We start from the raw sequence: 14,147 nt of genomic DNA, 5'->3' as shown, positions 1-14,147 counted from the left end.
AAATATAAAATAGGTATTTACAACGAAAGAGAAAGGGGTTACAATGTGAAAAAGAGAGTTGGAGGAGGCAACTCGCTTAACAATCAGAACAAACAGTCTAGGAGGAAAAAGAATGGAAAATGCGAAGTGGATTGAACGTTTGAATATGATCGCCTATAAGATTAATGATTTGAAGTACATCATTGCAATCAAAAATGCCTTTTCAATGTTGTTGCCCGTCATCATCACCGGTGCTTTTGCCACCTTATTTTCGAACATGGTGTTCGATTCGACGAATGGATTAGCCCAGTTCGAGGCTTTACGCTTCTTGGAACAAATGAAACCGATTACGCAGGCGATCAACTACGCCACCATGAATCTGATGACGATCAGTGCGGTCTTTCTGATCGGGATCGAAGTCGCCAAACTGAACAAAGTATCCGATCACTTCGCTGGGTTGTTGGCGGTCATCAGTTATGTCGCGACCATCCCGACTGCGATCGAAGTTCTGTTTGAAGAGACGCCGGTCCCGGTGACGAATGTCCTTTCCAGCAATTATACGGGATCGCGCGGCTTGTTCCTGGGCATGTTCATCGCCATTGTATCGGTTGAACTCTATACCTGGTTGAGCAAGCAGGCAAGATTGAAGATCACCATGCCGGATACGGTCCCTACGAATGTTGCCCGCGGTTTTTCTGCTTTGATCCCGACCATTCTGACGGTTTCTCTGATTGGGGCGGGTGCCCACCTCATCTTCCTGATCACGGGATTGACGCTGTATGACATCATCTATACGACCATCCAATCGCCGCTTGCGAAAGTTGTTCAAGGCTTGCCGGGCATCCTCTTGCTGATGTTCGTCTCTCAGATTTTCTGGGTAATCGGCATCCACGGCAACCAAATGATCAAACCAATCCGTGAGCCGATTTTGTTGGCTGCCATCGCTGAAAATACAGCCGCTTTTGAAGCCGGCAAGGAAGCCCCGAATATCATTAACATGCCATTCTGGGATATGTACATGAGCATGGGCGGTTCCGGCGTAACGATCGGTCTACTGATCGCCGTATTTATGGTTTCCAAACGCGCTGACTTCAAGGAAATCGGCAAACTATCTATTGGACCCGGACTATTCAACATCAACGAACCGCTTATTTTTGGGATGCCGATCATGCTGAACCCGATCATGGCGATTCCGTTCATCTTGACGCCTCTGGTTACAGGAACAATCGGATACTTCGCGACAGCGATCGGATTTGCGGGCAAGGCAGTCGTAATGATTCCTTGGACAACCCCACCGTTGATCAGCGGCTATCTTGCGACAGCCGGCAGCATGGGAGCAGTCGCTACGCAATTGATCTGCATCGCTGTTTCCGTGCTGATCTATCTTCCGTTCGTGAAGGCCAGCAATCGTGCGCTTGCAGTCGAACCAGAAACAGAAAGCCAATCAGAAGTGGCAGCAGCCATCGAATGATGAACGAATTGAACAGAAAGGGGAATGAGGAATGTTAAAAAATATACCTGAAGGATTCATCTTGGGAGCATCTTCTTCTGCATGGCAGACGGAAGGTTGGAAGGGCAAAAAAGAAGGGCAGGATTCCTACTTGGATATGTGGTACAAAGAGGAGCCTTTCGTATGGCATGAAGGCTACGGACCGGCTGGAGCTACCTCATTCTATGACCGCTACCACGAAGATGTTGCCTTGATGAAAGAAATCGGTCTGACGCATTACCGGACGTCGATCAACTGGGCACGCTTCTTTACGGATTATGAAAATGCGGTAGTCGATGAAGACTATGCCCAACACATCAGCGATGTCGTGGATGCACTGCTTGAGGCCGGGGTCGAACCGATGCTTTGCCTGGAACATTACGAAGTCCCGGCGTATTTGATGGAGAAGTACGATGGCTGGAGCTCGAAGCATGTCGTCGATCTCTATGCGAAATATGCCGAAATAGCCTTCGAACGCTATGCCGACCGTGTCAAGCATTGGTTCACTTTCAACGAGCCAGTTGTCATCCAGACGCGCATCTACCTTGATGCCATCCGCTATCCGCATGAGCAGGATACGGCGAAATGGATGCAATGGAATTTCAACAAGGTGATCGCCACGGCACGGGCAGTCCAGATTTTCCACGAAAAAGGCTACCGCGGTCAGATAGGAGCTATTCTGAATCCCGAGGTGACCTACGCCCGTTCCTCGTCTCCGGCTGACCAAAAAGCCGCCCGGATGTACGATCTGTTGCATAACCGCATCTTTCTGGATCCATTGGTGAAGGGGGAGTATCCCGATGAGTTGTTCGATGTGCTCGCAAAGCACTCTATCCCATTTGAATACTCCGAAGAGGAACTGCTCATCATAAAAGAAAATACGGTGGACTATCTCGGGATCAATCTGTATTTCCCGAAACGGGTCCGTTCGCCGCGTTACGAGTGGAACAAGGAGACGCCGTTCCATCCGGAATACTATTACGAAGAGTTTTCTTTGCCCGGCAGAAGAATGAACACATCGCGCGGTTGGGAAATCTACCCGCAGATCATGTATGATATGGCTATGCGCCTGAAATCCGAATACGGGAATATCCCGTGGTTCGTTGCGGAAAGCGGGATGGGCATCGAACAGGAGGAGCGCTTTGCCGACAGCAAGGGCACCATTCAGGACGATTACCGCATTGCCTACATCACCGAGCATTTGAGTTCCTTGTTGGATGCTGTTCAGGACGGAGCGAATTGCAACGGCTACATGCTCTGGGCCTTCACCGATTGTGTCTCGCCGATGAATGCCTTCAAGAACCGCTACGGGCTTGTGCGGATCGATCTGGCGAACGCCAAGAAGCGTTCCATGAAACAATCTGCCTATTGGTATCGGGATCTTATCCAAAGCAAACGACTGGAAGTGGCGGAGCACATATATAAGTGACAGCTGTATTTCCTCTTGTCTGTTGGCCAGTTGTCTATGTTATAATCAACAAGTAGAGATTTGTAAATACAAATTTCCAAATCACGTAGATAAGTGGTGAAGGACATGGCAAAATACAAAGAAGTGGCAAATGAAATCAGAAAAAGGATCAGAAGTGGAATCTATCACTCCGAAGAAAAGATTCCCGATCAGGAATCATTGGCTAGGGAGTTCGGCACCAGCCGCGTGACGGTTAAGAAGGCGCTCGATATGCTGAGCGTCGCCGGGTTGGTGTACACGATCCAAGGTTCGGGGACCTATGTGAAGAAAAACGCGGTCAATCTGGCCGAGCGGAGCATCCAAATTGGTCAGAACGTCGGCTTGACCGCTGCAGCCGGCGAACGACTGGAACTGAAGACGGAAGTGCTGGACTTCAGCGTCCGCTTCCCGGATGAGGAAGAATGCAACCAACTGAGCATCACAAAGGAAGAACCCGTCTATGACATTAAACGATTGCGGATACTGGATGAAAAACCGTATTCTTTGGAGCATACGATCATCCCGATCGTGCTGGCGCCGAACATCACGAAGAACATCCTGAACCTCTCTCTCTATGACTATCTCCAAGGGGATTTGGGCATCGTCTTTGGCGACAACCGGCAGACCGTCCGCGCGGTCAAACCCGATGAGAACGACAAGCAATATCTGCAATGTTCCAATGAGGATCCGGTCCTTGAAGTCAGCAAAGTCATGTTCCTGGAAAGAGGGACGCCCTTGGAATATTCGGTCGTGCATCACCGCTATGACATGGTGGAGATGTCTTTCATCAACGTCAGCAGAGACGGACTGTTGGGATAGCTTTTACGGACAACGAAGTTGCACAGCAACTTTCGTTGTCCGTTTGCCGTAAAAGCTTTGCTTTCAATAATGAAAACGCTATAATGGGTATATTAACTTGTTGAGGTGATGACATGTATCAACCCGCACAAAACAGATATGACAAAATGATCTATAACCGCGTAGGCAACAGCGGTCTGAAACTGCCTGCCATTTCCCTAGGGCTTTGGCATAACTTCGGCGAGGTGGATCTGTTCGACAACTCGCGCAAAATGGTCCAACGCGCCTTCGATCTGGGGATCACTCATTTCGATCTGGCGAACAACTACGGTCCGCCTCCGGGCAGCGCGGAAGAAACATTCGGCAAGATTTTAAAAAAAGACTTCCTGCCTTACCGGGATGAAATGATCATTTCCAGCAAGGCCGGCTATGATATGTGGCCAGGTCCGTATGGGGAATGGGGCTCCAAAAAATATTTGACGGCGAGCCTTGATCAAAGTCTGACAAGGATGGGGCTTAATTATGTGGATATTTTTTATTCGCATCGTCCGGATCCTGAAACACCATTCGAAGAAACTGCGCAAGCATTGGATCTGATGGTCCGTCAAGGGAAAACTCTGTATATCGGCATTTCCAGCTATTCTGCGGAGCAGACTACTGAAATTACAGCCATCTTCAAAGACTTGAAGACGCCATTCATCATCCACCAACCTGCCTACAACATGTACAACCGTTGGATCGAGGATGGCCTGCAGGATGTTCTTACGGCCAACAAATTGGGCACCATCGCCTTCAGTCCGTTGGCGCAAGGCATGCTGACCGACCGCTATCTGCATGGCATTCCGGAAGATTCACGTGCCGGCAGATCTTCTTCACCATTCCTGAATGCAGAAGGTGTGCAGCAAACCATCGAAAAATCACGCGCTTTGAACGAAATCGCTCAAAGACGCGGCCAAACCTTGGCTGAGATGGCAGTGGCTTGGATTCTCCGTGATGGGAAAGTCACGAGCGTACTGATTGGCGCCAGCAGAGTGAGCCAAATCGATGACAACGTAAAAGCGTTGGAAAACCTTGATTTCACCATTGAAGAATTGGATGAAATAGAAGCGGTATTGGCAAAATAAAAAAATAGGAACAGCTTCCCGAAGCGATGCCATGCATCATTCGGGAAGCTTTTTTGTTGTTCGAACACCGTAATTGCCTCAGTGCACAAGCTCCTTGGGCGGGGATTTGTATTATTTTGCTTAAATCTGCTTGCAGACAATCAGAATGTTGGGTAAAGTGGATAAGTACGCCTGGAGTGTTAATCGGCATCAAGCCAATCGGACAGGCATCTTTATTCATAGAAAGGGGAAAAAATATGACAGACAGAAGAAAGGGACAGATCGGACTTATTTTTGTGACGATGATATGGGGTTCGGGATTGGTCGTGAGCGTCATATCGTTGGAATATTTTTCCCCATATCAAATATTGACCATGCGTTTTTTATTGGCATTTATATTGATGAGTGCAATTTTTTTCGGCCAATTGAAGCATGCATCCAAAAAGACCTATCTCAAAGGTATCGGTCTCGGAACCATCCTTTACTTGGCGTTCTTGTTTCAGACGGTGGGGTTGGTCTATACGACACCTTCCAAAAATGCCTTCCTTACCGCCTTCAATGTCGTGTTGGTGCCGTTCATAGGCGCACTATTTTTCAGGAGGAAAGTGACGGCCCCGGCCATCGTGGGCGCGCTGTTGTCGATCAGCGGCATTGCCGTCCTTTCCTTGACCGACTTCAACAGCGTAAACTTCGGGGATATGTTGACGCTGCTGTGCGCTCTGTTCTTCGCTTTGCAGATCATCTTCACAAACCGGTTCGTGCTGGGTGAAAATATTTACGCTTTGACCACCATCCAGATGGGCACCGCCGCTTTATTGGGAGTTATCGTATCGCTCGCAAGGAGAGAATTCGTGTTGCCGGCAGCAGGGGAAGGCTACTTTTCCATTTTTTACTTAGGGATCGTCAGCACGATGCTGGGATTTCTGATCCAAACGGCCTCGCAGCAGTTCACCAAAGAAACGGAAACAGCCATCATTCTGTCGTTGGAGGCCGTATTCGGAATGGTCGCTTCCGCGCTTTTTCTGAAGGAAGAAATCACATTGCGGATGCTTATCGGAGCAGCATTGATTCTGACAGGTGTATTGGTCGTGGAACTGAAGCCGAAGAAAGAAAAAGCGAATGCGCCATTCAATGATCCGGATCTGCGGGATTGAATGGGATGAGCATCAACTGAATTTGAAATCACTGGGGTATGAATCTTAGCCGGATTCACGTCCAGGTGTTTTTATTTTCATTTGACGATTCTGGATATTACAGGTATGATGAAGGTGAAATTTTTTACTGAAAAGTAGGTGCAAATATGGCAACGTTAAGGGATATCGCTAAAAGGACAGGTTTTTCGATTACAACCGTTTCGCGTGTGTTGAACAATGATCCGACTTTGTCTGTTCCAGAGGAGACGCGCGATCGGATATATGAAGTAGCGACAGATTTGGAATACCGCAAAAAAGTCTCTCGGCCACTCGTCAAAAATGTCGCGCTGTTGTATTGGGTTTCCGATATGGAAGAATTGCAGGATGTCTATTTTAAGACCATGCGTACAGAATTGATCCGCCAAGCAGATAAGCAAAATGTGTCGTTGACGGTATACAAAAAAGCCCAAGGCATCGAATTGATTCCGCAAGATATCAATGGTTTTATCGCTGTGGGCTCATTCAGTAGCGAGGAAATCACTTATCTTGAAACACTGACAAAAAACGGGGTGTTTTTGGACAGTTCGCCGTATTCAGACATTTATGATGCCGTTCGTCCGGACTTGGATTACATCACCCGGAAAGCAGTCCGTTTTTTCCTGGAGAAAGGACATAAGGAAATCGGTTTTGTGGGCGGTACCTATGTGAATCCCGATACTCATTTGGACGAAATGGATATACGTGAACGGTCTTTCCGTGATGAGATGCAACAACAGAATTTGTTGGATGAAGCGCATATCTATATCCGGCGCGGGTTTTCGCTGGAAACCGGGTATCAGTTGATGGATGCGGCCTTGAAGTCCGGGAAAAAGCTGCCTAGTGCCATCTTTGCCGCTTCGGATCCCATTGCCGTCGGTGTGCTACAGGCTTTGAATGAGCATCATGTCCGCATTCCACAGGATGTTAGTGTCCTCAGCATCAATAATATCTCGGTTGCGAATTATGTTTCACCTCCGCTGAGCACATACGCCATCGATATGAAGGAACTGTGCCAGACTGCAGTCTCATTACTGTTGGAGCAGCTGATAGACAAAAGAGGCATCACCAAAAAAGTACTATTGAATGCCTTTCTCATCGAAAGGAAAAGTACATAGTCTGATAAATAAAGGCATTTTTGAACATCTAAACAGATGGGCGGAAGTGCTTTTTCTTTTCGGATAAACTAGTAAAAAGTTTTACCAAATAATCAGTGAAAATTTGTTTACTTTATTTATCTGGTTTGGTATTATATTTTTAGTAAAGCGATTACATCTAATAGAGGAGTGTTTCGGATATGAAGAAGAGAGCCTTATTGTTATCACTCAGCAGTGTAGTTTTATTATCATTGGCAGCGTGCGGTCCGACCGACAGTAATTCGGATTCCGCCAATGCAGCTGATTCGGTTACTAGCCAGGATGGGGATTTTGAGGGTCAAACCTTAGTCGTGTGGGAAGATATTGATAAATCAGTCGGTATCGAGGAGGCCATTGCCGAGTTCGAAAGTGAATACGGCGTTACTGTGGAAGTGACTGAAAAAGCATATGGTGGTCAACTGGAAGATCTGCGCTTGGATGGACCTGCTGGAACGGGACCTGATGTATTCACGATACCAGGAGACCAAGTCGGAACTGCTGTAGTCGAAGGGTTGCTTAAGGAGATGACAGTAGAAGAAGATGTTCTGGATCTGTATACGGATGTAGCTTTGGAATCGCAGATGGTGGACGGAAAACTTTACGGATTGCCGAAAGTCGTCGAAACGACCATTCTGTATTACAACAAAGACATCATTTCTGAAGCGGAAGTGCCTACGACTATCGAAGGCTGGTATGAGCTTTCGAAAACAGCGAAGGATGATGGACAATACGGCTTGTTGGCATTATGGGATCAGATCTATTATGCACAAAGCGTAATCGGCGGTTATGAAGGCTATATTTTTGCAAAAGATACAGACGGGAAATATGACACAACCGATATCGGCTTGAATACCGATGGTGCAATCGAAGCCGCATCCTATATACAAAAATGGTATGAAGAAGGGCTATTCCCATCCGGTATGATCGGAGAGCAAGCCATCAATGTGTTGGATTCCCTATTCAGTGAAGGAAAAGCGGCGGCTGTGATTTCGGGCCCTTGGAATTTGGAACCATTCTCCAGCGCCGGCATTGATTACGGTATCCTGCCTTTGCCTGAATTGCCGAACGGAAACCCTATGAGTGCGTTTGTGGGCGTGAAGAGTTACAACGTGAGCAGTTATTCAAAAAATTCGGAATTGGCGGAATTGTTCATTGAATTCATCACAAATGAAGAAAATTCGCTTCGCCGCTACCAAACCACAAAAGAAGTCCCAGCCGTGAAATCTTTGGCTGAAGGGGATGCCTTGGCGGATGACCCTGCAGCGCAAGCAGTCGCACAGCAAAGTCTACATTCAGAATTGACACCAAACGTGCCTGAGATGAATGAAGTCTGGTCTCCTGCGGATGCAGCGCTACAAACCATCGCTACCGGAAAAGCAACACCGAAGGAAGCTTTGGATCAGGCCGTTGAAACTATCGAAAGCCAAATTTTGGCGAATCATGGTGGACAATAAGTAACGCAACACATAAAGAATATGGGGTGAGAAAAATTGAACCATAGTAAAACGGCAGCTGTCCTCTCTCTCTTACCGGGAGGGGGGCAGTTTTACAATAAACAGTGGCTGAAAGGCCTGCTCTATCTGATTGCAACAGTAAGTTTCGCGTTTGCTTTTGGAGACCTAATGAATATGGGATTATGGGGCATCATTACCCTGGGAGAACAAATCCCGCGCGATAACTCGGTCTTTTTGTTGGCAGAGGGTATTTTGGCAATCATCATTCTTTTCTTTGGAGTGACTCTTTACTGGTTGAACATACGCGACGCCTACAAGAATGGTGAAAGAAGGGACCGTCACTTACCGGTTACCTCATTAAAAGAAAGCTATTTCAACTTGGTCGAACAAGGTTATCCCTATGTCATCAGTGGTCCGGCAATCCTGTTGCTTATTTTTGCGGTCATCTTTCCGATCATGTTCAGCTTTGCGTTGGCTTTCACCAATTATGATCTATACCACAGTCCACCGGCGCATTTGTTTGATTGGGTAGGATTCAAGACTTTCGCAAATATCTTCACTGTCGATATTTGGCGCTCCACCTTCTTTGATGTGTTGGGTTGGACCGTTGTCTGGACATTGCTGGCTTCTACATTGCAGATCACTATCGGAGTGTTTTTGGCTGTAGTGGTGAATCAAAAAGATTTGAAGTTGAAACGCTTCATCCGGACCATGTTCGTTTTGCCCTGGGCTGTACCTGGGTTTGTGACGATCTTGGTATTTGCTGGCATGTTCAATGATAGTTTCGGAGCAATCAACAACGATATTTTGGCGTTCTTCAACCTCAGTCCGATACCGTGGATGACTGATGCGTTGTGGACAAGGGTAGCTCTGATCACTATCCAAGGCTGGCTGGGTTTTCCGTATATATTCATCGTCACAACCGGTATTCTGCAGTCGATTCCGGAGGATCTGTATGAAGCAGCAGTCATTGATGGAGCAACATCATGGGATAAATTCATGAACATCACACTGCCGGTGATAATGACCTCGATGGCACCGACATTGATTACGCAATATACTTTCAACTTTAATAACTTCAACATCATTTATCTGTTCAATGGCGGAGGTCCAGCAACTCCAGGCTCTACAGCAGGAGGGACGGACATTCTGGTGTCTTGGATCTACAAATTGACAATGCAGTCCAGTCAATACGCTTTAGCTGCAGCCCTCACGATCCTATTGTCTGTTTTTGTCATCGCGATTGCCATGTGGCAGTTCCGAAAATCTAATTCGTTTAACCAAGAGAGGAGATAAGTATGAAAACGACAAAAAATCGCAGATATGCACGATTATTCTTTTCCTACCTGATCATTGCATTCTTTGTTGGGATCATTGCGTACCCTCTTTTGTGGACGGTCGGTGCAAGTTTTAATCCTGGGAACAGTCTGATCAGCACAAGCATGTTTCCGAAAAATCCGACATTGGATCATTATCGGGAACTTTTCTCCGGAAAACAAAGCTTGCCTTATGGGACCTGGTATTTGAATTCCCTTAAAATCAGTCTTTTCACGATGATCGGGACAGTCGTCAGCGTGAGCTTGACGGGATATGCATTTTCAAGATTCCGTTTCAAAGGAAGGAAGAATGGGCTGACGCTCTTTCTGCTGTTGCAGATGATTCCACAATTTTCGGCCTTAGTGGCGATATTCGTGTTGGCGCAATTGTTGGGGCTCGTCAACAGTCATGTGTTGCTCATTCTGTTGTATATCGGCGGCCAGATTCCCATGAACACGTATTTGATGAAAGGCTACATGGACACCATCCCTTATGATTTGGATGAGAGCGCCCGGATCGACGGTGCGAGTCACACAAAAATATTTATCGATATCATTCTGCCGCTATCCAAACCGATGATTGCAGTGGCTGCCATGAACGGATTTACTGGACCGTTGGGGGATTTCGTCATTTCTTCAACGATATTAAGGAAGACGGAAGCTTATACGTTGCCGATTGGACTTTACAATTTGGTCAACGACGTGATGGGTGCCAGTTACACAACTTTTGCGGCCGGCGCCATTTTGATCAGCTTACCCGTTGCAATCATCTTCATACTGCTGCAAAAGAACTTTGTGTCTGGTTTGACTGCAGGTGGGACGAAAGGTTAATTTAATTAAAGGAGTTTTCGACTATGGCAATAAGAAAATACGTCACCAAGAAGAGCCATTTTCTTCACGGTGGTGATTACAATCCCGATCAATGGCTGGATCGACCGGATATACTGGCGGAAGATTTGGAGTTTATGCGTCTTTCCAAAACCAACACCTTTTCCCTAGGCATCTTTGCATGGAGCGCATTGGAACCGCGTGAAGGCGAATATGATTTTGGTTGGCTGGATGATCTTTTCGAAACGATCCATAAGAATGGCGGCAACATCATTTTGGCCACACCAAGCGGAGCGAAACCAACCTGGATGGCCAAAAAATATCCGGAAATTCGCCGGGTCACAAGCAAGAGGGAACAGGAACTTCAGGGACGGAGGCATAATCATTGTTTCACATCGCCTGTCTATCGCGAAAAGACTGCCCAAATGAACCGGAAACTGGCTGAGCGTTATGGGCAACACCCAGCTTTATTGATGTGGCACGTTTCGAATGAGTACGGTGGGGAATGCCATTGCAATCACTGCCAAACAGCTTTCCAAGGCTGGCTGAAAGAGAAATACGGAAACGATCTGGAAAAATTGAACCAAGCTTGGTGGACCAGTTTTTGGAGCCATCGTTACGAGGAATGGGATGAAATCGAATCCCCTTCTCCTTTAGGGGAACACGAAATGCACGGCTTGGTTCTGGATTGGAAACGATTTGTGACGGATCAGACGATAGCGTTCTATGAGAACGAAGCGGCCCCTCTCCGCGAGTTGACGCCGGAAGTGCCGATCACGGTCAATTTTATGGCCGATACCGATGAGCTGCTTCCATTCCAGGCTTTGGATTACAGTAAATTTGCTGAGCATGTGGACGTCATCAGCTGGGATGCCTATCCGGCTTGGCATAAAGAAGGCGTTACGACAGCCGATTTGGCGATGCGTGTCGGTTTTATTGATGATTTATATCGTTCGTTGAAACAACAGCCCTTCCTCTTGATGGAATCAACACCCAGCGGAGTCAATTGGCATGGCGTAAACAAAACGAAACGTCCCGGCATGCACCTCTTGTCGTCCATGCAGATGCTTGCGCACGGATCGGACAGCATCTTGTATTTCCAATGGCGAAAATCGCGCGGCTCATCAGAAAAATTGCACGGTGCGGTAGTGGATCATGACCGTGATCCGCACAATCGTGTTTTCCAGGATGTGACGGAGGTAGGGGAAGTGCTGGAGCGGCTCCAGGCTGTTGTCGGCAGTTTCCGTGAAGCAGATGTGGCCATTCTTTATGATTGGAACAACCATTGGGCTTTGCAGGAAATTCAGGGCTTCAGCAAGGAAACACTGCGCTATCCGCAAACGGCGCAAGAACATTACCGCTATTTCTGGGAACATGATATTCCTGTGGACGTGATCACCGAGAAACAAGATTTTTCAAACTATAAAGTGCTGGTTGCGCCGATGCTTTATATGTTGCCGCTAGCCATGCAGGAGCGTTTAAAAGCTTTCGTGGATGCCGGCGGAACGCTGGTGACTACATACATTACGGGGATTGTGGATGAAAACGATTTGACCTACTTAGGCGGTTGGCCGGAGATAATGCAAGAAATCTGCGGAGTGAAAATGGGCGAAACGGATACATTTTACCCATCCGATACCAATCGGATAACTTATCAAGGGCAGACTTTTGAAGTGAAAGATTACGCTTCTTTGCTTACGGTAACGAATGGGAAAGTGCTTGCGGCCTATCTGGATGATTTTTATAAGGATACTCCAGCTGTGACGAGACATAGCTTTGGAAAAGGTCGAACCTACGTGATAGGCGCACGTACAGAGCAAGCGTTTCATGAAATGCTTTATGAGGAAATTACCGAAGAAGCAGGAATTGTGGCACCTTTCGCGATTGAACATGAGAAGGGCGTTTCTGTGCAGGTGCGTACTGCCGATGAAGCAGCTTATGTATTCGTGATGAACTTTACGGAAGAGGAACAGACGATCCGTTTGCCTTTCGAGCTCGAAAACATGCTTACGCAGCAGAAAGAAGATGGACAAGTCAGATTGGAAAAATATGCTGTAAGGGTATACGTTCATCAAATTATATAAATTGAAAGAGGCTGGGATGCATCCCAGCCTCTTTCTCATTTCCTAATAGTAGAGTTTAGACATGTTCCAAATGACAGCATAGCCTGAAATAAATTCTTCAAAAAACCTTGCGTAGCAATCAGTCCTGGATTTCGAATTTGTAGATCGTTTCAGCCGAATAGACTTCATCCGGTCGGAGCGTGATGTCGCCGAAGCCTTCTTGATTGATGGCGTCAGGGAAAGCTTGCGTCTCCAAGGTGATGCCGGCATATTGGATGACCGGTCTGCCGGCAATCGTGTACTTATCGATGGCGGCGTTGTGCATATAAATCACGACGCAATCCTGATCCGTATACATTTTGACGGTTCGGCCGGATTCCGCATCGCTGAGGATCGCATCAGGTTTTCCATCATCATGTTGTAGCAGGAAAGGATGGTCGAAGCCGGCGACTTTTTTTGTCTGCGGATGGTTCTGTTCAGCGGCAACTGCAAGTTTTCCTCCGTTGCGGAAGTCAAAAGCGGTCCCTTCTGCAGGCAATAAGGCCCCGGTAGGGAGGTTGCCGTCGCCCAATTCGGCAAAAAATTTGCTGTTCAGTTGCAGATTGTGCTGCAGGATCGGTTTGTTGATGTCGCCGCTCAGGTTGAAATACACATGATTGGTCGGATTGAACAAAGTCGCCTGATCCGTCGTTGCCCGATAAGTGACTTTCCATTCGTTATCGGCAGTGAGCGTGTAGCTGACTGTTACCGAAAGTGTTCCGGGATAGCCGTTCGCGCCGTCCGCATCGGTCGTTGTGAAATGGATGCTGGCTTCATCCGCGGAAGCCTGGATCTCGGCGTCCCATATGTGCGTATCCAATCCAGCCGGACCGCCGTGTAGCTGATTGCCCCCCTCATTCACGACCAATTGGTGCGCCGTTCCGTCCAGTTCAAAAGCCCCTTTGGAGATGCGTCCGGCGATCCGGCCGATGGTGGCTCCGTAATACGGGCGATGCGTCACGTAATCATCCAATGAATCCATTGCCAAAATAACGTTCTCCGTCTTTCCGTTTTTATCCGGCATCAATAGTTCCGTTATGGTGGCGCCGTAGGTCATCGCTGTAAGGGATATGCCGTTCGGATTCGTCAAGGTGTAAGCTACGACATCCTTTCCGTTGGCTTGCCCGATTATTGCTTCAGATACTTTCATTTTGTTGCCCCTCTCGTGGTTGCTTAGATTTGAGCGAATGCACACATCCGCTGTATTTTCTCTGAAAATGTAGATAAGTTTCCATTCTATTGTAAGCGTTTGAAAAACACAAAGCAACAAAAATAGTAAAATATATTATAATTTAAGTAAATATTTACTGATGTTGATAACGGCAT

General features: G+C 47.2%; 11 protein-coding genes. 10 read left to right on the top strand and 1 reads right to left on the bottom strand.

Going from position 1 to position 14,147, the window contains the following annotated elements; genetic code table 11:
- The first annotated feature begins 112 nt into the window (after positions 1-112).
- From AC0J5I_RS02620 to AC0J5I_RS02575, 10 genes are all read left to right on the top strand, one after another.
- Positions 113-1,450, top strand: coding sequence for a PTS sugar transporter subunit IIC (locus AC0J5I_RS02620; protein WP_475303308.1), 1,338 nt, complete (start codon positions 113-115; stop codon positions 1,448-1,450).
- Positions 1,451-1,481: 31 nt separating this feature from the next.
- A complete protein-coding gene (locus AC0J5I_RS02615) occupies positions 1,482-2,897 on the top strand; it encodes a glycoside hydrolase family 1 protein (RefSeq protein WP_475303304.1) in 1,416 nt (471 codons plus the stop codon).
- A 105-nt stretch (positions 2,898-3,002) separates the two neighbouring features.
- Positions 3,003-3,734: a GntR family transcriptional regulator gene (locus tag AC0J5I_RS02610; protein ID WP_475303300.1), complete on the top strand. Its 732-nt coding sequence runs from the start codon at positions 3,003-3,005 to the stop codon at positions 3,732-3,734.
- A gap of 113 nt (positions 3,735-3,847) precedes the next feature.
- A complete protein-coding gene (mgrA, locus tag AC0J5I_RS02605; protein ID WP_475303296.1) occupies positions 3,848-4,837 on the top strand; it encodes an L-glyceraldehyde 3-phosphate reductase in 990 nt (329 codons plus the stop codon).
- 236 nt (positions 4,838-5,073) lie between these two features.
- Positions 5,074-5,970 carry a DMT family transporter gene (locus tag AC0J5I_RS02600; RefSeq protein ID WP_475303292.1) on the top strand — a complete coding sequence of 299 codons (897 nt, stop codon included), beginning with the start codon at positions 5,074-5,076 and terminating at the stop codon, positions 5,968-5,970.
- 146 nt (positions 5,971-6,116) lie between these two features.
- Positions 6,117-7,103: a LacI family DNA-binding transcriptional regulator gene (locus AC0J5I_RS02595; RefSeq protein ID WP_475303289.1), complete on the top strand. Its 987-nt coding sequence runs from the start codon at positions 6,117-6,119 to the stop codon at positions 7,101-7,103.
- Between the two features lie 179 nt (positions 7,104-7,282).
- Complete coding sequence (locus AC0J5I_RS02590) at positions 7,283-8,575, top strand: extracellular solute-binding protein (RefSeq protein WP_475303286.1); 1,293 nt, start codon at positions 7,283-7,285, stop codon at positions 8,573-8,575.
- Between the two features lie 36 nt (positions 8,576-8,611).
- Complete coding sequence (locus tag AC0J5I_RS02585; protein ID WP_475303282.1) at positions 8,612-9,871, top strand: ABC transporter permease subunit; 1,260 nt, start codon at positions 8,612-8,614, stop codon at positions 9,869-9,871.
- Positions 9,872-9,873: 2 nt separating this feature from the next.
- The gene (locus AC0J5I_RS02580) at positions 9,874-10,722 is read left to right on the top strand and encodes a sugar ABC transporter permease (RefSeq protein ID WP_475303280.1); all 849 of its coding nucleotides are present in this window, start codon (positions 9,874-9,876) and stop codon (positions 10,720-10,722) included.
- 23 nt (positions 10,723-10,745) lie between these two features.
- The gene (locus AC0J5I_RS02575) at positions 10,746-12,803 is read left to right on the top strand and encodes a beta-galactosidase (protein WP_475303276.1); all 2,058 of its coding nucleotides are present in this window, start codon (positions 10,746-10,748) and stop codon (positions 12,801-12,803) included.
- A gap of 118 nt (positions 12,804-12,921) precedes the next feature.
- Here AC0J5I_RS02575 and AC0J5I_RS02570 read toward each other — a convergent pair whose 3' ends face one another.
- The gene (locus tag AC0J5I_RS02570; RefSeq protein WP_475303271.1) at positions 12,922-13,971 is read right to left on the bottom strand and encodes an aldose epimerase family protein; all 1,050 of its coding nucleotides are present in this window, start codon (positions 13,969-13,971) and stop codon (positions 12,922-12,924) included.
- Between the last annotated feature and the right edge of the window lie 176 nt (positions 13,972-14,147).

This window comes from Trichococcus sp. TS_SC_9 (assembly GCF_056156325.1).
Note: the sequence above shows the minus strand (reverse complement) of the source record. Positions and strands in the feature narration are given on the sequence as shown.

What these genes read in the sequence shown, in the direction of transcription:
- AC0J5I_RS02580 (WP_475303280.1), top strand. Translation starts at nt 9,874, where the DNA reads ATGAAAACGACAAAAAATCGCAGATATGCACGATTATTCTTTTCCTAC.
- AC0J5I_RS02610 (WP_475303300.1), top strand. Translation starts at nt 3,003, where the DNA reads ATGGCAAAATACAAAGAAGTGGCAAATGAAATCAGAAAAAGGATCAGA.
- AC0J5I_RS02575 (WP_475303276.1), top strand. Translation starts at nt 10,746, where the DNA reads ATGGCAATAAGAAAATACGTCACCAAGAAGAGCCATTTTCTTCACGGT.
- mgrA (WP_475303296.1), top strand. Translation starts at nt 3,848, where the DNA reads ATGTATCAACCCGCACAAAACAGATATGACAAAATGATCTATAACCGC.
- AC0J5I_RS02620 (WP_475303308.1), top strand. Translation starts at nt 113, where the DNA reads ATGGAAAATGCGAAGTGGATTGAACGTTTGAATATGATCGCCTATAAG.
- AC0J5I_RS02600 (WP_475303292.1), top strand. Translation starts at nt 5,074, where the DNA reads ATGACAGACAGAAGAAAGGGACAGATCGGACTTATTTTTGTGACGATG.
- AC0J5I_RS02595 (WP_475303289.1), top strand. Translation starts at nt 6,117, where the DNA reads ATGGCAACGTTAAGGGATATCGCTAAAAGGACAGGTTTTTCGATTACA.
- AC0J5I_RS02590 (WP_475303286.1), top strand. Translation starts at nt 7,283, where the DNA reads ATGAAGAAGAGAGCCTTATTGTTATCACTCAGCAGTGTAGTTTTATTA.
- AC0J5I_RS02570 (WP_475303271.1), bottom strand. Translation starts at nt 13,971, where the DNA reads ATGAAAGTATCTGAAGCAATAATCGGGCAAGCCAACGGAAAGGATGTC.
- AC0J5I_RS02615 (WP_475303304.1), top strand. Translation starts at nt 1,482, where the DNA reads ATGTTAAAAAATATACCTGAAGGATTCATCTTGGGAGCATCTTCTTCT.